A 16,944-nucleotide genomic window follows, 5' to 3' on the forward strand; every position below is an offset into this window, starting at 1 on the left:
TCCCGGTCAGCGCATCCGGACACGATGTTCGGTTCTCTTCCGAATATTTATCTTGTACACTCCCCTATTTTTTCCCCGATGCCCCTGCAAACTATCTACACAGATAACGACAGGTTTCATAACTTTAAGAAAGATTATCCAATACGGACCCTTAATAATGCCCTTGAACGGGGCGAACTCTCTCCGGATGATGTAACCCTTATCCGGGCATACCTGGCAGAGAGAACGGTTGTAAGTCGTATAAGCTCAAAACGATTGCTCAAACTGATATCCAGTCTCGTTACTATCCGAAGGTTTCTCACAACTGACTTCCGCAATGCCGATGTTTTAACCATTTATACAGCGGTCAACTCCATAAAAACCGGGGAGACATTGAAGGGAGAACAATATTCCCAGAACACTAAAGCCGACCTTGTTCAAATCCTGAAATCGTTTTTTCTTTGGATGATTGATTCAGAACTAACCAATTTACCGGAGAAAAAAATCCGGGCGATAAAAACTCCTACAAAAATATCAACAAAAACGGATGCCGATCTCATCAGCCCTGAAGAAATTACAGCACTAATCGAAGCGTGCTGTTCAGACCGAGACCGGGCGATGTTTATGACGCTCTATGAAGGGGGGTTTCGATGTGGGGAAATCGGAGAAATGCGATGGTCACACCTGGCTTTCGATGGGACCGGGATTGTTGCAACGGTCAGATTCAAAACCGAAAAAACCCGCCATGTCCGGCTGGTTATGTCGAAAGAGTATCTTACGAAGTGGCGTTCTGTTTATCCTGGCGACCCATCCGGGGATTCCTTAGTGTTCCTGAATGAACGTGGGAAACCGATGACTCATGCAGCAATCTCCCGACAACTAGATCGATTACAGAAACGAGCGGGTATAGAGAGACATTTTACACTACATTTATTCCGACACTCCCGAATTACCCATTTGTTACAACAGGGAGTGAGCGAATCGGTTATTAAAATGATGATGTGGGGAACCATCGAAACAAAAATGTTCCGAGATTACGCCCATCTGAATGGAGATGACACTGACCGGGAAATCTTCAAATTATATGGAATAGAGCACACAACAACCCAGGTGACTGAAGGGAAGATTGAACCAAAAATCTGCCCTCATTGCCACGAGATTAACAGCCCGGTTTCAAAATATTGTCATATCTGTAGTCATCCGCTTGACAAAAAGGAACTTGCATCAACCGCTGATTTTCAGGCATGGATGTTGGAGAATGTTGACTTACTAACAGAATTTCTTCAAGAGCAGAAATCGCGGATGGAGAAGGCCACTAGCGCGAGCATCAATATGTAAAAAAAAATACAGTCTAGGGGAGGGGCCATTCGCTTCCTTTTTATTTAAAAATTTTGTAAATGAGGAGCGGTTATATTATATGCCTCGAATTTCACACCTCATAAATGCCTAATAAAAATGGTAAATTGGGCGGGTGATATCATGACCCCATATTTTGTCAGAACAGACGTTATCGAAGCGTACGAGAATCGAACCGGATTCATCGGACTTGGTGAATTCCTACAGAGAAAAGGAGCGATTGTGATGAATATGAATGAAAAACCGGTGGTACGATGCGAAAAAATCGAACGAGACTAGAGCCCCCGAACATCTCACTGATTGGTCGTCGAGGGATGGCTGCAGGGGCTGTGATGTGTAGATTTCATTTTTGTGTTGATAAAAATATTGCACGTCGACGGTTGGAGGATGTATGAGCACCGGATGGCTAGCCGGACGTACAGCGGTTCGCGAGGCGATTCATATTTTAGCAGGTGCCGGATACTCAACCGAACGAATCGCCAAACCCGTAAATTTTTTTGATATAATTGCATGGAAACCCGGTCATGTGTTGTGCGTGGTGGTGCACTCATCTAAAAAATCCAGATTGACGACATTTTCGGGATATGTTCGATTAGCAGCCCGGAGTTTATCGAGTGGGCCATGCCCAGGTGAATTACAGCTATGGTTGTGTCGATCTCCCGGGTGGGATCGGTGGGTGATAAGCGCAGGAGGAGCCGCCCCAATCGAACATTGGGACCCTGCGGTTAGGGGTGATGCGGTATGAAATATGCTGATGAATCAATTAAACGCCGAATTTGCCCGTTCATTTCATCCGGTCAGTTTATTGTCTATTGCAGAGGGGTGCATTGTAATGCTGCCCGGCCAGTCCGGTTAGACGATGGCGAGACGATCTGGGTTTGTATCCTGATTGAAGGAATGAGACCTATCTTTCCGGTTGAAGAGGGTGATGTCATTGACTGAAGACATGCCGCAATATGGCACCGGACCAATGAGATCAAGCCCGCCTGAATATTTCTTCGTACACACTCCCGAGAAATTAATCCGGCTCCGGGTTCCTGGACTATGGAAAACGGCTCTCCTTGCTATCATTGATTCCAGCCAGGGCAACCGGGAACACATGATTTCATACGATTATCTCCCCGGACCAACCCAGGTAAAAATCGTATCAAAAGAGGTTCGCGATTATATTCTCCGAATCGCGACGGGTGAGGAGTGGATCGAATGACCACCGCGGATGTAATCACCGAGGCTGCGATAATGGCCGTGGTCCGCGACTGGTATAATCAAAAACCGGATGGGTCCCGGATAATCTCACGAAAAAACATCGAATCATATCTAGGTTTTTCCAGAACCCGGGGGCCGGAGCGAAAATCTATCAGCATGAAAATCAGCCGGATTTGTGATGCCCATTTTGAGGTGTATTCTCCTTCATCGAGGACCCGGGCATGGGTAGTCTCCCCGGAGGTGATCGCATGAATGGCGTGAATTCATGCCCGCGATGCTCCGGGCATGCGGTTTTTAAAATTGAGCCGAGCGGTAGATCTCATAAATCCGGGTATTTTCAGTGCCCGAATTGTGGGCTGAAATTAGGCGAGGTTGTAGCAACAAACGCCGTGCCTGATTCAGCCATACAGGAGTATGCGGCGATCAGTTGGGATAGAAAGGCGCAGCGTTGGCGACCGGAGGATGAATGACCCCTATCATTCCATGCCCCAACTGTCATTCTCGCGATTCTATACGGATTACAAAAAAACCGGTCAGACAGGGGGAGCAAACCTTCACCTGTTTCTGTGAGAATTGCGGTTTTTCAGGGCAGGCGGTTTTGTGTGCCCGAGGGGAGAATTCAGACCGGGCGGCGATGCTGGCCTTATCATCCTATAATACGAGTGCAACCCGGGCAACCGACATGAAACGGGGACTGGTATGAGTGCCGCTGAAATACTCGAATCCTGTAAGGTCCTGTTCTCATCCGGTCAGGTTGTAGAGGTCCGGGCACTCTCCGACACGGGGACGTTCTCGGGGTACTATAACGACTTTGAAAAACTCGCGGCTGATACAGAAACTCTTGACTCAACGCCACAGTTTAAAGGAATCTACTTCACCCTTAACCCGGTTAATCCGGCCTTACTCGCCAGAAAGGTAAATCGGGTTTCAAAACAGGGGAAGAGTGATGCTTCAACATCCGACCAGGACATTACCCGGCGGGTCTGGTTCCCGGTTGATATCGACCCTACCCGGCCATCAGGGATCTCATCCTCGAACATGGAGCATGGAGAGGCCTTAGTCAAAGCAGCAAAGATCAAAGGGTTCCTCTCTGAAATGGGCTGGCCGGCTCCGATACTGGCCGACTCCGGGAATGGTGCGCATCTACTATACCGGATTGACCTTCCGAATGATAAGGAGTCAACCGAACTAGTAAAGGATTGTCTCACCACTCTTTCACAGTTTTTCAGCGATGAGAAATCATCCGTGGATACTGCGAATCATAACGCCTCCCGTATCTGGAAGTTATACGGGACGGTATCCAGGAAGGGAGATCACACCGAAGATCGGCCGCACCGGAGATCAGAAATTCTTGATTGTCCGGAAGAGTTCCGGCAGGTTCCGGTATCTGATCTGATGCTTCTGGCATCACTCAAAAAAGAGGATGAAAGTAAGAAAAATCCTACTAGTCGGATAAGTGGGGCTGATACGACTGGTAGTATAGACCTGAGCGACTGGCTCTCATCTCATGGAATCGGGTATGAAGAGAAATCATACTCCGGTGGCCGGCTCTTTGTCCTGGACGACTGCCCATTTTCCGGAGCACACAAAGACGGCGCCTATGCTATCCAGTTTAGTAGTGGTGCAATATTTGCCGGATGTCATCATAACTCATGCGGCGCCGGACAACAGCGATGGGCAGAACTCCGGGAGATGTATGAGGGGGTTCGCGAGGGCGGAGCGAAGCGACGCCCGAGCCAGATGACCTCCGAGGAATATGACCAGAAGAGGAGACAGGACGCCAGGACCCGGGCACAATCTAAGAATGAGTATTACGGGAATGTTCCGGCAGAGGTTAAATCTGCAATTGGAGAGGCGCTAGGGTGTGGTCCGGCAAACGAAGCAGAATCAGATCATATTGTTGACGTTAACAAAATGGTCGATCACACGGCTGAAGCTGCCCGGGTGCTCCGGGAAGGAGATCCCATACAATATATCCTCGATTCCTTCGCGGCTGACCATGAGGGTGATGAGGTTGTCGCCCGGTGCCTGATTATGTCATTTGCGTCCCGGTCGGTCATCAACTCGAACGGCCTTCATGTTCTGGTGACCGGGGAGTCAGGAAAAGGAAAGTCTCACGCTTTCGATACGATGATTCAGCACATCCCGAAAGAATACCGCCTCGATGGGAGATTATCAGATAAGGCACTCTTCTATGCGGAGGATCTCCGGGCGGGTTCTGCTATCTGTCTTGATGATATTTCTCTCTCCGAACAGATGCAGGAGACACTTAAGGGAGTTACCACCTCGTTTAAGAAACCGTTCATCTACCGGACGGTGAACAAAGACCGGAAAGGGCAGACCTGTGTCATTCCTGAACGGTGTGTCTGGTGGGTTGCCAAGATGGACGGGACCGGAGACGATCAGGTGTGGAATCGCATGCTTACCTGCTGGATTGATGACAGTCCGGAGCAGGACGAAAAAGTATTGACCCGCGAACTCTTCGCGGCGGCTCAACTTCCGGATGAAACCGAACATGTCCGGGATGAGATGATCGTCTGTCAACATATCTGGGCACAGTTGTTGCCGGCACATGTGGTCATTCCCTACGCTGAACAGATTAGGTTCTCGTCTGTAGCGAACCGGAGAAACCCGGGTATGCTCCTGGACTTGGTGAAGTCGATAGCAATCATCCACCAGTACCAGCGAGAGGAGACTGAGCTTAAAGTTGGCCGGGTGATTCATGCCACGACTGATGATTTCAAGATCGCCTGTCAGATGTATCAGGCTCTTAATGGTGAGTCCGGTGGGCAGATGTCGAAGCTTACCCGGTCAGAGTCTGAACTGATTCAGGCCATAGAGAAAACACACCGGTATGAATTCACTGTAACAGAACTTCGGGATCTTCTTCCGGATAAGTCATACAATGCCATCAGAAAACTTCTGAATGGTGGGTCTAGTCATCAGGCTCATTACTCCGGACTCCTTGAAAAGTGCCCGGCTATATCTGTTCTTGACCGGACAGATACTTCAGAAAACGGAGGCACCAGCCGAAGGCAGAAGGTATACTATTGGGATCATGACCGTTATACTGCCTGGGCTTCCGGTGGTGGGTGTTGGTTAGACCGGAGCAATGACCATGATGATGATACCGGCGGAAGTGGCGGAAGTGGGCGGAAGGGTGGCGGAAGTCTTCCGCCGCATAACGGCGACCAGATTGAGGACGATTCTACTAAAAACAATAATAAAAATAATTTTTATTATAATGAGCGGAAAGATGAGAATTTACAGAGCACACACGAACCAGCGATCATGTATGACTCTGCACCGGAAACTTTCCGCCTTTCCGCCACCATGGATCAAAATATCTCATCAGGCTCTTCTTCTCCGGCAGATTCAAAAAACAGCGATGGTTTAATAGGCGGAAGTGTTCCGCCAGTATCCGCCACTACCCCGCCGGTTCCGCCAGTTGAGCGGGTAGCACTATCTCAGATTGATCCGGATGACTACACCCCTATCAATGGGGTATGGTCCGGACCCTGTGCGGTCTGTGGTGGTAAATGGGTTCAATATACTGAGAAAGTCACTCCGGCCATGAAAGAAGAGAAACGGTTTACTACCCGGAAGATTTGCCAGAAGTGCCGGGACAAGGCCAGGGATAAAATCAGTAAGACCTTCACCGTTTTACCCGGGACGGTGAACATTTCCGGAATGGTCCGGACCAATGGCCCCCGTGGGCGTTGTGATGTCTGTCATCAGAATGAGATGAAATGGTACGATAAGGAAAACTACCTCGGATTGTGTGATAATTGCTTTTCCCGGGAACAGGAGAGACAGGGGATGAGCGTGTGAAGGTTAAGAAAAGTTATGAGAAGATAAAAAAAGGTGGTCGAAAATGTATCAGTTGTGTTGCCATCCCTCAAGATTGCGGCGGACTTAAAAAATACTGGATTAAATGTTCGCACCTACAATACAGTCCAAATTATTATTTTTGTGCGATTAACAAGCAAAATCACACGTTCCACACGCTGCCCGATGGGACTTTTCAGGCTTCATCATGTCCACTGGATAGGGGATTGAAATTATGAGTTTAATGATTGAGGATTTTTGTTTACAGAAAATGGTCGGAGTTGGCGGAGTGGTTGGCCCGTTTACCAATCGGATGATAGAACAAACATCATCCGGTTGGTTTGATGGTGCGGTTCTCCTCGAATTTTTACAAGAGATTGTCAAGAGACACGAAGGGGATTTCCCGAAAAAAGATATGGGAGATATCAAAATGAGTTTTTGGAAAATGTCAGATGATAATCCAAATAAGAGTGATGATGTTGGGGATCTGATCTGCCTGCAGGTTGGAGATAAAACTTATGGGGTCTGTCCGGTCCGGAGGAATGATTGATGAAGCCGGTTGTATTTACTCTTGAAGTCTGCCCGAATTGTGAACGGCTTAAAGAAAAATTAACCGAAGCCGGTATCGAATACGAAGAGCGAGACATGCAGGATAAAATGAGCATGGTTGATCTCCGGGTTCTTGGGTGTTTCGCCAGAGAGGCACCGGTTTTGTTGATAGGAAAACGGGCGTATGAGTTCAAAGAGATCCTATCCGAAGATGGGGATTTTCAACCTGGGATACTGGCGGCTCTCCGGTCTTAGATCCTTTCTCCCTCCTTTCGGACGGTATAATGATAATTTGGTTCCGGAGCTTGTATGTCCTCGCTGCTGTCTTGGTGGTATCGTGTGGATGAGTGGCCGGTCCTGGGTATTGGATCAGCCTGCTCCCCATTATCATTGTTACAACTGCGGTTTGGTGTTCCATGTTCCTTTCCCCCGAAAGTCTGAACATAATAAACTGTGGAAACAAGGATGAGCGGTTATCTAAAAGTTGGAAGATTATTACCCGGAGAAAACGATGAGATTCTTGTCATTGTTGACGGCTCCGGAGAAATTGGAAGAGTAACAAAGGCAGATGTGATCCTTACCTGTGGAGGGGTTGAACCGTTCCCGATCCTTCCTTCCGGAGAGATGGATCTTTCTACTCCCGGGAAAGCGGTTAAGTTTACGGTCAATGGAGTGTTGTTCCTGGCTATCCGGCGTCAGGTGGTGAATATGATTAATAAGTGGCCGAGGAGAAAGGCGGCTTTGTTTGGGGTAGTTGAATGAAAAAAATTTCTATTTTTCTCTCTAAAATTAATTGATGTTCCCCGCTGGGCTCCCAGCGGAGTAGAGGGCATCGGTTGACCTGCCGGACGGCCTCCCCTCCTGCCGGTCGGGAGAGTCAACTTATGCCCGAACTATCGGACCGGGGATCTGTTCGACGACAGGAGGCTTCAACCGGTCACCACCGGGCTCCCGGTGGATCTTCCCGCAGAAAAACGTTTGCATGGGACCCGGCTCCGGGACCCAAGGTGCGAGCGACGAACCCCGGCTGTCCTTTACAGCCGGACGTGAGGGTTTTTCGAGGTATCCCCCGATGGGCTTGGCAGAGGGGGATGATGCCCAGCTCTGGGCATCAAGGGGGGTGACGGTCGCAGGGGCGAACTCCCCGGATGATCTCTTTCGTAGTAGGCCGAAAACAATTTTAATTTGATATTTCAGTTACGGGGGGCTATCGTACTCATAAATCTCTAAATGGCGCTTCCCGCTCCCTCCATTTTCAAATCTTTTTAACCATATATAAATATCCGGCTAATATTAATTGTCACAACCAGTGACGGGGGGAAATCGAAAATGGCAGATTTTGTCGCAAAGTCGACCGTTAAGAGTGCTGAGCGTAAGCTTGCAACTCCATTTGCAACCAAGGATGCAATGAACACTATCATCAGCGCCATCATCACTGACAACCCGTGGGGCTGTACTTCCTATACTTCCGGGGGGGAAACGCTGTCACCAGTTCAGAAAACCAGCGAGTACTACTCCGGAAAGGTCGTTTATGAAAATGTTCAGGGAAAAAAAGTTGGACAGATTTCCGTAAAGGCGCCGACTTCCGGATCTTTTGATACGAACATTTCAACCATCCAGGGAAATGCCGCTCTCGCTTCTGCAATGGGTGGAACTGCATCACATGACAGTTCAGAGGACAGCTTCTCTGTTACCCTCAAGTGCCACACCGACACCGGAGAACTCTATAACGTCCGGTTCAGCCGCGATGCAATCAACATTTCCAGTTACGAGGCTGACAGCATTCTCACAACCATTGAGACCTGGGCAGACGCAATACCCGCTCTCGCATAATCCAATATTCTCATTTTTTCCGAGGTGATGAGATGGAATTGGGTTATGTAATCATAGGATGTGCCTGTCTTCTCATCGCCGGTTTAGTCGGTGCAGACTCGGTATCATCAACGATCGTTTGTGATGGGTCGTCCTGGGTATCCTCGACGGTCATAGGCCAGGGGCAGACATACGCGGCGAACCTGTTCACAACGAACATGGCAGTTCTCATGAGAAATCTGGATGTTGGCAATGACGGAAAAGTTTCAACCCGGACTAATGTTCAGTCGGCTGGTCCGGTTGGAGTAGATGAATACTCCGGGCAGGGAACGAACCAGACCGGACCATCTGAAAATTGTGTATTTGCTCTTCCGGAGAATGGAACGCCAAGCCGCGATGAGATAAATTACATGGGACTGATGCAGACCGGGCAGTACGTTTCAACCAGGACTCTTGATCCTTCACAGACCGGAGCGGTCACCATGGTCAACGGGTCCGGTATGATGATTGCCCGGGCAAAGTCAGTTGATAAAAACGGGACTGAAACCAGACACGCCAGCGATGTAGTAGGCAACATGAATATGACCGAGAGGATCGTATTCGGAGGGGATGAATGAACATTGAATCAATCACCGCTTTTGTATCGGTGGGGATCTCCCTGGTCAACTCACTTGCAGTTGCCGGGGTGTATCTGCGATATATGCGGAGTGCCCGGAATGTGTTTAACCTGCTCCGGGCAGATGAACACGGGAATGTTGAGATACTCGACCCGTGGAAATAACTAAGATGTTATTTGAAATGAGGTAGACTCTATAGTGCCGCGTTGTGTAGGGGCATACGTTTCTCGGCATTTGGGGGAATGGGGGTCAATTCCCTTTCTCTCATTGTAACCGGATGATAAACCTCGGGTCATCCGGTTATTGTCTTCATCGAAATTCTCGTACACGTCTGTTTTACTCTGGAATTCACCCGCCTGAAACGGATATCCCGACTCCGTTTTAAAAAATTATGATTGGGATGTAACCCAGGCTAAAGCGGATTCCCGGCTGATTTGTTTTGAGTTCCCGGGCTTTGTTATCAGTAATTTTTTTGAAACCGCACGGCTGACCCTAGAACTTCTGGTGCCAATTGGGATATCAGCGGGGAGCATCGCCGCAACATCGCCATTTGTTAACCATTCTGAATCTGATTGAATGATAATCGGATCAGTTACTATTGTTGGCTCGGTTGTTCCTGATGTGGGAGTCACTCGCATTTCTTCCCGGACCATATCCCGAATCTGATTGATGAGATCAGGGGTAAGAGTCGGGGCGGTCTGTTCCTGGTGTGTCGTGAGAATAGATGGTGCAGGATCTGCCTGCAGGCTTTTTTGTAGCTCGAGGGCTATCGCTTTTGATAGCGGCGCTTCCGGATGAACTGCGGTTACGGCGTTTATGAGTTCTTCTGGGAGAGTTATACTGATTTTTTTCATCTGTGGCATGTATCTCACTCATCTTACTTATGCGACTAGTAAGATAAATATTACTAATGCGACCTGCTACGAAAGAGATCATCCGGGGGGATTCGCCCCTGCGACCACCCAACTACCCCACCGGCCCAGAGCTGGGCCGTGCCCTTCAGCGCCAAACCCGCTTGAAGGGTGCCTCGAAAAACCCTCACGTCCGGCTGTAAAGGACAGCCGGGGTTCGTCGCTCGCACCTTGGGTCCCGGAGCCGGGTCCCATGCAAACGTTTTTCTGCGGGAAGATCCACCGGGAGCCCGGTGGTGATAGTGGAGTCCTCCTCGGGTTCGGCCCGCAAAAGAGTGCCGGACTCCTGGAGATAGTCTGCTCATACGCTTCCCCCCAGCCCCCCAGGGGGAATTGCTGCAGCCTAATAACGCACTTCGCTTTTTGGCTCCGTTGGCGGTCTGCAGGCTCCGGATCAGTCTAAAGACTGACCGGATCTATTGGAAACGATTTTGCGGGCATTCTATGAAAAACGCAATAATATAAGCAGCCGGGTGGGGGGCGGCCCGAAGGGACGACCCCTCGCGAAGCGTCCCAGCTGCTTATTTTCTGGGGTGGGTGGGTGGGTTTTTTCTAGGGGCGGCGAGATTTACGTTTCAATTGACACCGGTTTATATGTGGGGTGGGACTTTTCCGGAAATAGAGAGTGGATCTCGTGCTCTTATAGATTGATTACAGCCGGGTAAACCGAACCCGATCGATATATTCACAGCCTCGGCATCTGATAGACCGCTCTGATACCCTTCACAGCGTTGGTTTTCGGGCACGCTTATTTGAGGGAAAAAGGAATAGTCCGGGCGCTCGAATCCATCTCGCGCCTCGCAGCGTAACGGAAACGTGCAACCACAGCCGGAACATCGAATTTTATGTTGAGATGATCCCAGCCGGGAATTATGATCTATCCAACCGCTGGTATCGACAACCGGACCAACGAAGAAACGCGGTACAGGTAACCGCCCGTGAGGGCGGCCGAAATTTTTTTCCAGTGGAAGATGTGGTTCTTCGTATGTATCGTTTTGTGTTGTCCTGTGTTATTTTATGTTGTTTTTTGTTTTTTCGTGTTCTTTTAGATAGTTTTATATGCTTTTACGTCGATGTAATATAGGTGAGTTAGTATGACAAACCAGACCAAAACAAACCAAAACACTGTCCGGTCTAAAACTGCCGGATATGCCTATACCACAGAAAACTGTGCGGTACACATTACCGCCCAAGTCGCCGGAGAAGAACGGCATTACATTATCCCCGCTCAAGAGTTCGACCGGTTTGTAACCGGTCACAACGTCACCGGAATAAACCGGGATGAACTCAACGCCGGGAACGGAGAAGAGGCGTATACTACCGCCCGGTGCATCTGGGAATGTGGAGTTGCATATCTCTATGATACCTTAAACGATCCCAACCGGGAATACCGGGTTAGATTTCCGGTTGAAGGACTCGCGGATCTCTTTTCATTCACCCGGACGATCGCGTTTTTATCTGGCCGGGAACAAATCCGGTATTCGTCCCACCGGGTAGAAGAGGAGATAGGCCGGCAAATCCGGCGTGAAACGTTCGAAGGCTATGTATATCCCTACAAAAACGCAGCGGAGGCCTAAAATCCATGTCTTCGATTTATTCCACTACTACCTATGAAATTGTAAATGATCACGATTTCAACCACCTTATGCGAAAATATGTTGCAAAATGGCGACATTATTTAGAGGATGACCATACACCAGATTATGATATCGAACGGGCCGCGGTAAACCTCGCATTTCGCGATGTACTCGAATATCACCCGGAGGTGTTGATCGTCACAGCAACACTTGAGATCAGACGGCCACATGCTGATAGGATAATTGCGCAATACCACGCCCGAGAAACAGCGCCGGGGGCATTTCGGGCAATGTTCGCGGAGGCCTAAACATGTTATCAGCAATAGGATCAGCCTCTTACAAATCCTCTCTTTATACTCATCCCCGCACCGAAGATGAGATAGATAAAGAAAAGCGGGAAATCAGCGAGGAAATAACCAAAGCTCTTGATCACTTTAAAGGGTATTATTGCGACCTCCTCCCGGAGGATATCGATCATGTTTCTATGTTTCAGGACCTCGCGGAGATGCAAAAAGTATTGCCTCAATTTTTCGATTCGCTCGAAAACCTAGAGGAGGAACTGATGCGGGCGCGATACGAACCGGAACCGGAGGAGGATCTTTAATGTCCTCTCTTTCCGCTCAGGTTGCCCGGGCGCATGCCCGCTGGTTGGAACCAAGAGATCCCCGATATACCCGGGATGATATAGACGCAAAATGCCGGGAAATAAACAGCCTGCTGGAAGAGTTCGCTTCTCAATGGTGCGCATCTGTTGAGGAGTCCGGAGAGGTTGATGATACAATTATCGCAGCAGAGGATTTGATTAAAAACCTCCGCTCCCTTTCGGAGGACCTCGAAGAGATTGAAAATAATCAGGACCCGAGACAGGAGAGATACTTATGATCCTGCTGCGGTTGTCAACCGAAATTAATGGTGTTACCATCGAGATTGAGGGTGAGGCAAACACCCTCGAAGAGATACAAGAGGCATGGGAATCGTTTATCCTCACTACCTACCGCGTGGAAAACGGGCAAAATCCGGACAGCATTAAAGACACAATTATCCATGAAATGAATCTTTGTGCGCCGATTCAGGAGGTGCTATAATGGCACCTGATTTTATCCCGCGGTACACCTGCAGGTGTGGATCAGAGTGTACGGTCACAGTTATCAGGACATGGATTTATTGCACCTGTAACAACCCCAAATGCAAATATTATGGGGTCCAGCAGCTAGCCACCCGGGGCATACACAAGCCTATACTCCCGGAGGCGATATAATATGAGCGGGATGAATGGATCCCCTGTGCCGGGCGGATGTTGGTATTATCCTCTCTGTTCAAAATGTAAAGATTACGATCCTCTATTAGACATATGCAAGAGGTTTCAGCGGGCGCGTCAGGAACAGGCATTAAAGGAGGTAAAAAAATGACATTAATGACAACTAAAACTGCAGCTCAGTACCTGGCGGTTGCTCCTACAACAATTCGTTTACTGATCGGGAGAGGAGAGATCCCGGCCGTCCGGATAGGTAGAGATTACCGGATAGATGAGGCAGATATAAAAAAATTTATTATAAAAAACAAAACTCAGGTGTAATTATGTTACAAACATCAGACCCAGTTCCATTTTTTGGGGGGGAAATAAAAATAATTGACGTGGCGGAACTGCATGTGTATTCCGATACCTGTTCATTAATGGCCGTGCACTTATTAGAGAGTGATTATGAGCAGACGGTACCGATGATCTTTTATCAAGATGGTGGGATAACATTTTGTCCGCGGGATTGGCAATCAATCCCGGATCCATTTACTGCGGATATGGTAACTGATATTGATTGGGTAGATCTCCAATATGGCAAAGATGCAACCATGTTAGATGGACTTCCGCATCTGCCTCCATTTTTATAATATTTACTTAATCCCACTCCTCTTATTTATCCTACTTATCCCACTCATCCTACCTCTATTTCCACTGGAAAAAAATTTTTCCCGCCCTCGCGGGCGGGTTACCTGTACTTTCCTTTGTTCAATCGGTTGAAAACGGCATTTTTAAATTTTTTCGTACTGGTCACGCTGTCGTCCCCCTTATGACCGTTAAGATATTTTGTTCCGGCTGTTGCCACCAGTGGATCCTATGATATTATTTCCCGGCTCCCCTTCCATCAGGTGTAAGACATTTCCCGGTGTCGGTTCTTTCGGGTAAAATGATCATTCGGTTGAAGCCTCCTGTCGTCGAACAGATCCCCGGTCCGATAGTTCGGGCATAAGTTGACTCTCCCGGCCGGCAGGAGGGGAGGCCGTCCGGCAGGTCAACCGATGCCCTTTCCCCCGCTGGGAGCCCAGCGGGGAGCGGTTGGGATCTAATATCTGCGCGTGCTTTTTGTTTCGTTTCATTTACGCTGCGAGCCGCGAGATGGATTCGAGCGGCCGTTCCTATCCTGTTCTCCCTTATCGGAGGATAGTACATGAGACCCGGTTGTGAATATCGGTGTTCCTGGTTGCAGTTGCCCGGCTGGTAATATTCAAAAAGGATGGTGTTGTTTTGCGGCTGTTTTATTTCAGATTGGATTGATATGTATGTGTCCGGGTGATTAACAAAAAACGGGGTGGTTCCCGTGGTCTGGGTCACCCGGAATATCTTTTTTCAACCTATGTTATCGTCCAGGTATTTTTTCAGGTTTTCATCAGTAATTCGATATAACGCACCAATGCGAAAATGATGGATCTTTTTTTCTCTACACAATCTCCGAATAGTAGACGGTGTCACTTTGAGTATTTCCGCGACTTCTTCCGGGGTAAATATTTCCATATGTTGCTATAGGTTGTAAAGTATCATTAAATCTCTGCGCCGTGGTAATTCACAGTGTGAACCCATGCCGGACGAGTGCGGCACCTTATTCTCAGGGGACTCACCTCTCTTATGGACCGGTCAGCTCTGACCGGAGGGGGTCGGCTGTCCTTTACAGCCGAGGGTGGGGCAGGTTGCAGCATCAACACTCCCCCCTATCATCTCATACAGCCGGGCGAGTCCCCCACAGTAATGATAATCATCACTCTCAACAATATTCAACTTACACAATCGTGCGAATGTAAGAGTTATTCAACCGATTCAGCGACAGGGAACCGAACATCACGTCCTGAATCCCGGTCAGCGCATNNTCCCGGTCAGCGCATAATTCATTTTTCGTATACGTCTCCTTTTTTTTATTATTGCCCCCTTATAAGAACCAGATTACAGTTCACTGATTATTAACATCCCAGGTAAATTAATCGAAATCAGTGTTTGGGTTACAAAAATTTGCACACAACACTATGAGTATGGTAATGACTGTTTTTTAGAGATTTTAAACCCAGATTGTAGGATAAAAAAGCCAAGGTATACAGAGGGGTCCGAAGAGTACCCGCCACTCGGTTATCATTCAGAGAAAAAATTCGCTACATTGAGGGAGGAGTATTTAAACCAACGCGATTTTTCATGACCCGGAAGAATTGAAATAGTGACAGAGTATATAAGCATCTCCCGCGATGTGAGGCCCGGAAGAATATATAAATGAGGTATCCTCTAATGTGTTGACATGATTAGAGAGACAGGCAGGAAATGATGCTTTCCGATTTTAGAGAGTTTTGAGTATTATTCAATACCGGGGGTTTTAGATATAACTGGACTATCAGTGAGAATAATAACAGGGAAATCGCCGGAAAAAAGTTGTTAAAAATTAATTATTAATATGCACACTCAACTTTGCCTTCGAGGACCTTTCCCTTGCAACAGGACTCTGTCTTCGGGTTAAAGCAGGAATCTCCACACTTGGTATATCCAAGTCCATCATAGGCTTTTCCAAGACAGCAACTCTGGTTATTTGGATTATAACACGTATCACCACATTTCCGCCATCCAGAGCCCGGATATATCTGGTTGTTACAACAGGTTTCATTTGTCATATCGTAGCATTTCCCATTACAAACCCCCCAGAGTAGTCCGTCTCTCGGTTCTCCAAGACAACATGACTGGGTAGTAGGATTGTAAAATGAATCGCCACAGGTAGGAAGACACCGGGTTCCATTCACCGGAACGCCATTGCAACAGACCTGCTTTTCCATATCATAACAGGCGTCCTTACAGGTTCCCCAGTGAAGTCCATCATACACCTGGCCCTGACAACATGACTGTTTGGCAGGATCATACGTACTGTCCCCGCAAGGCAGAAAAGTCATATTTGCACCAATAACAGAGACAGATACACCTAAACTAGCAAAAAGGACCACCCCGATGATCCAGATATGTATTTTTTGCATATAGTTTTGTACAGTGTCTTCACATCATGAAGTTTCTTTATCAAAAACAATCGATAGAAAAAAGTATCTCTTACATACACCCGAATATCATATTGTATATAACGATGCCAGAAGAGAGAGACAGGAAAGTTACGATCCTGGTAATGGGCTGTCCAAAAGTCCCGGTTCAGACAAGTCTTGTCCTATATCTTGCCCACCGGATGAAAAACGCAGGGTATCAGACCATTATTGCAGGAACTCCTGCAGCAAGACAACTAATCCGTGTTGCTGACCCGGATGGTCATTATATCATGGAGATGAAAGACCTGGATGCAACCATTGCTGCCCTTGCGGAGGAAAAATTACCAGTAACGAACAGTTTTGTGTTCGTCCATAACGATGCAGGGATAAGTTATGCTGCAACTATGCAGTCTCTCACAAATAAGCCCGTAACAGCCATCATTTTCGGAGAAGAAGCAGAGCAGGTAACAAGCGAGATTACCTTTCCCTGCTCAATAATCGCAGACCCTGCAATCCATAACCCCATGCCATTAAAGCGAAAAATTGAGGAGGCAGCACCATGGGATGCTTAGAATCACTTCCCTATGAAGTCGTACTCTCGAAGATATCATTCAGGGAAGCACGTGAATTCCTGGCACGATACCCGGAAAAGTATGACATTGAACCCGGATACCGGATGTTTGATATCCACATTGTCGGAGTGCCACCAATCAGGGTTGCTGTTGATGGAGACTCCCTTCTCTTTCCCTTTACAAAACCCTGCCATGGAACCTTTCTGATCCGGGTCCCAAATGCAACTGATGAAATAGCCCGTCTTCGTTCTCGTGCATAGGT

The 16,944-nt window shown here is 48.0% G+C and carries 29 protein-coding genes; 25 read left to right on the plus strand and 4 right to left on the minus strand.

Annotation, left to right across the window (positions count from 1 at the left end; translation table 11 throughout):
- From DLD82_RS04200 to DLD82_RS18450, 16 genes are all read left to right on the plus strand, one after another.
- A partial coding sequence (locus DLD82_RS04200) for a site-specific integrase (RefSeq protein WP_109939861.1) occupies positions 1-1,317 on the plus strand: 1,317 nt, incomplete at its 5' end.
- A gap of 141 nt (positions 1,318-1,458) precedes the next feature.
- Positions 1,459-1,614, plus strand: coding sequence for a hypothetical protein (locus DLD82_RS18445; RefSeq protein ID WP_181391247.1), 156 nt, complete (start codon positions 1,459-1,461; stop codon positions 1,612-1,614).
- Between the two features lie 112 nt (positions 1,615-1,726).
- Positions 1,727-2,080, plus strand: coding sequence for a hypothetical protein (locus DLD82_RS04210; RefSeq protein WP_109939863.1), 354 nt, complete (start codon positions 1,727-1,729; stop codon positions 2,078-2,080).
- On the plus strand, positions 2,077-2,277 hold the full coding sequence (locus DLD82_RS04215) for a hypothetical protein (protein WP_109939864.1): 201 nt from the start codon (positions 2,077-2,079) through the stop codon (positions 2,275-2,277). The genes DLD82_RS04210 and DLD82_RS04215 overlap by 4 nt, the downstream gene beginning before the upstream one ends.
- Positions 2,270-2,542 carry a hypothetical protein gene (locus DLD82_RS04220; RefSeq protein WP_181391248.1) on the plus strand — a complete coding sequence of 91 codons (273 nt, stop codon included), beginning with the start codon at positions 2,270-2,272 and terminating at the stop codon, positions 2,540-2,542. The genes DLD82_RS04215 and DLD82_RS04220 overlap by 8 nt, the downstream gene beginning before the upstream one ends.
- Positions 2,539-2,793 (plus strand): hypothetical protein, encoded by a 255-nt coding sequence (locus DLD82_RS04225; protein WP_109939866.1) that lies wholly within the window; start codon positions 2,539-2,541, stop codon positions 2,791-2,793. Before DLD82_RS04220 ends, DLD82_RS04225 begins: the two co-directional genes overlap by 4 nt.
- Complete coding sequence (locus tag DLD82_RS04230) at positions 2,790-3,011, plus strand: hypothetical protein (RefSeq protein WP_109939867.1); 222 nt, start codon at positions 2,790-2,792, stop codon at positions 3,009-3,011. The genes DLD82_RS04225 and DLD82_RS04230 overlap by 4 nt, the downstream gene beginning before the upstream one ends.
- Positions 3,008-3,244: a hypothetical protein gene (locus tag DLD82_RS04235; RefSeq protein WP_109939868.1), complete on the plus strand. Its 237-nt coding sequence runs from the start codon at positions 3,008-3,010 to the stop codon at positions 3,242-3,244. The genes DLD82_RS04230 and DLD82_RS04235 overlap by 4 nt, the downstream gene beginning before the upstream one ends.
- Positions 3,241-6,372: a hypothetical protein gene (locus DLD82_RS04240; protein ID WP_109939869.1), complete on the plus strand. Its 3,132-nt coding sequence runs from the start codon at positions 3,241-3,243 to the stop codon at positions 6,370-6,372. Before DLD82_RS04235 ends, DLD82_RS04240 begins: the two co-directional genes overlap by 4 nt.
- A gap of 232 nt (positions 6,373-6,604) precedes the next feature.
- Entirely contained in the window at positions 6,605-6,919 is a 315-nt protein-coding gene (locus DLD82_RS04250) for a hypothetical protein (protein ID WP_109939871.1), read from the plus strand.
- A complete protein-coding gene (locus DLD82_RS04255; protein ID WP_109939872.1) occupies positions 6,919-7,173 on the plus strand; it encodes a glutaredoxin family protein in 255 nt (84 codons plus the stop codon). The genes DLD82_RS04250 and DLD82_RS04255 overlap by 1 nt, the downstream gene beginning before the upstream one ends.
- A 54-nt stretch (positions 7,174-7,227) precedes the next feature.
- Complete coding sequence (locus DLD82_RS19300; protein WP_281267978.1) at positions 7,228-7,359, plus strand: hypothetical protein; 132 nt, start codon at positions 7,228-7,230, stop codon at positions 7,357-7,359.
- Positions 7,360-7,383: 24 nt separating this feature from the next.
- Positions 7,384-7,680 carry a hypothetical protein gene (locus tag DLD82_RS04260; protein ID WP_109939873.1) on the plus strand — a complete coding sequence of 99 codons (297 nt, stop codon included), beginning with the start codon at positions 7,384-7,386 and terminating at the stop codon, positions 7,678-7,680.
- A 567-nt stretch (positions 7,681-8,247) separates the two neighbouring features.
- Positions 8,248-8,751 carry a hypothetical protein gene (locus tag DLD82_RS04270; protein ID WP_109939875.1) on the plus strand — a complete coding sequence of 168 codons (504 nt, stop codon included), beginning with the start codon at positions 8,248-8,250 and terminating at the stop codon, positions 8,749-8,751.
- Between the two features lie 32 nt (positions 8,752-8,783).
- Positions 8,784-9,347 carry a hypothetical protein gene (locus DLD82_RS04275; protein ID WP_109939876.1) on the plus strand — a complete coding sequence of 188 codons (564 nt, stop codon included), beginning with the start codon at positions 8,784-8,786 and terminating at the stop codon, positions 9,345-9,347.
- Positions 9,344-9,511: a hypothetical protein gene (locus DLD82_RS18450; RefSeq protein ID WP_181391249.1), complete on the plus strand. Its 168-nt coding sequence runs from the start codon at positions 9,344-9,346 to the stop codon at positions 9,509-9,511. The genes DLD82_RS04275 and DLD82_RS18450 overlap by 4 nt, the downstream gene beginning before the upstream one ends.
- Positions 9,512-9,736: 225 nt before the next feature.
- Here the strand turns inward: DLD82_RS18450 and DLD82_RS04280 are convergent, their stop codons facing one another.
- The gene (locus DLD82_RS04280) at positions 9,737-10,210 is read right to left on the minus strand and encodes a hypothetical protein (protein WP_109939877.1); all 474 of its coding nucleotides are present in this window, start codon (positions 10,208-10,210) and stop codon (positions 9,737-9,739) included.
- A 1,142-nt stretch (positions 10,211-11,352) separates the two neighbouring features.
- Between DLD82_RS04280 and DLD82_RS04285 the strand changes: the two genes are divergently transcribed.
- The 7 genes from DLD82_RS04285 to DLD82_RS04315 all read left to right on the plus strand — a co-directional run bounded on the left by DLD82_RS04285 (position 11,353) and on the right by DLD82_RS04315 (position 13,722).
- Positions 11,353-11,835: a hypothetical protein gene (locus tag DLD82_RS04285; protein WP_109939878.1), complete on the plus strand. Its 483-nt coding sequence runs from the start codon at positions 11,353-11,355 to the stop codon at positions 11,833-11,835.
- A gap of 5 nt (positions 11,836-11,840) precedes the next feature.
- Entirely contained in the window at positions 11,841-12,143 is a 303-nt protein-coding gene (locus tag DLD82_RS18455) for a hypothetical protein (RefSeq protein ID WP_109939879.1), read from the plus strand.
- A gap of 2 nt (positions 12,144-12,145) precedes the next feature.
- Positions 12,146-12,439, plus strand: a complete 294-nt coding sequence (locus DLD82_RS04295; RefSeq protein WP_109939880.1) for a hypothetical protein — start codon at positions 12,146-12,148, stop codon at positions 12,437-12,439.
- Positions 12,439-12,717 carry a hypothetical protein gene (locus DLD82_RS04300; RefSeq protein ID WP_109939881.1) on the plus strand — a complete coding sequence of 93 codons (279 nt, stop codon included), beginning with the start codon at positions 12,439-12,441 and terminating at the stop codon, positions 12,715-12,717. Before DLD82_RS04295 ends, DLD82_RS04300 begins: the two co-directional genes overlap by 1 nt.
- Positions 12,714-12,920, plus strand: coding sequence for a hypothetical protein (locus tag DLD82_RS04305; protein WP_109939882.1), 207 nt, complete (start codon positions 12,714-12,716; stop codon positions 12,918-12,920). Before DLD82_RS04300 ends, DLD82_RS04305 begins: the two co-directional genes overlap by 4 nt.
- A 329-nt stretch (positions 12,921-13,249) precedes the next feature.
- Positions 13,250-13,411, plus strand: a complete 162-nt coding sequence (locus tag DLD82_RS04310) for a helix-turn-helix domain-containing protein (RefSeq protein WP_219968300.1) — start codon at positions 13,250-13,252, stop codon at positions 13,409-13,411.
- A gap of 2 nt (positions 13,412-13,413) precedes the next feature.
- Positions 13,414-13,722, plus strand: coding sequence for a hypothetical protein (locus DLD82_RS04315; RefSeq protein WP_109939884.1), 309 nt, complete (start codon positions 13,414-13,416; stop codon positions 13,720-13,722).
- Positions 13,723-14,458: 736 nt separating this feature from the next.
- Here the strand turns inward: DLD82_RS04315 and DLD82_RS04325 are convergent.
- The 3 genes from DLD82_RS04325 to DLD82_RS04330 all read right to left on the minus strand — a co-directional run bounded on the left by DLD82_RS04325 (position 14,459) and on the right by DLD82_RS04330 (position 16,110).
- On the minus strand, positions 14,459-14,623 hold the full coding sequence (locus tag DLD82_RS04325; RefSeq protein WP_109939886.1) for a helix-turn-helix domain-containing protein: 165 nt from the start codon (positions 14,621-14,623) through the stop codon (positions 14,459-14,461).
- A 120-nt stretch (positions 14,624-14,743) separates the two neighbouring features.
- Positions 14,744-14,884, minus strand: coding sequence for a hypothetical protein (locus DLD82_RS18460; protein ID WP_181391251.1), 141 nt, complete (start codon positions 14,882-14,884; stop codon positions 14,744-14,746).
- Positions 14,885-15,537: 653 nt separating this feature from the next.
- Positions 15,538-16,110: a hypothetical protein gene (locus DLD82_RS04330; RefSeq protein ID WP_109939887.1), complete on the minus strand. Its 573-nt coding sequence runs from the start codon at positions 16,108-16,110 to the stop codon at positions 15,538-15,540.
- Between the two features lie 104 nt (positions 16,111-16,214).
- Here DLD82_RS04330 and DLD82_RS04335 point away from each other — a divergent pair, with 104 nt between their 5' ends.
- Together DLD82_RS04335 and DLD82_RS04340 are read left to right on the plus strand one after the other, a co-directional pair.
- A complete protein-coding gene (locus DLD82_RS04335) occupies positions 16,215-16,682 on the plus strand; it encodes a DUF1890 domain-containing protein (protein WP_109939888.1) in 468 nt (155 codons plus the stop codon).
- On the plus strand, positions 16,670-16,942 hold the full coding sequence (locus DLD82_RS04340; protein ID WP_109939889.1) for a DUF1894 domain-containing protein: 273 nt from the start codon (positions 16,670-16,672) through the stop codon (positions 16,940-16,942). The genes DLD82_RS04335 and DLD82_RS04340 overlap by 13 nt, the downstream gene beginning before the upstream one ends.
- The last annotated feature ends 2 nt before the right edge of the window (positions 16,943-16,944 follow it).

The sequence above is a fragment of the Methanospirillum stamsii genome (assembly GCF_003173335.1).
Lineage (GTDB): Archaea > Halobacteriota > Methanomicrobia > Methanomicrobiales > Methanospirillaceae > Methanospirillum > Methanospirillum stamsii.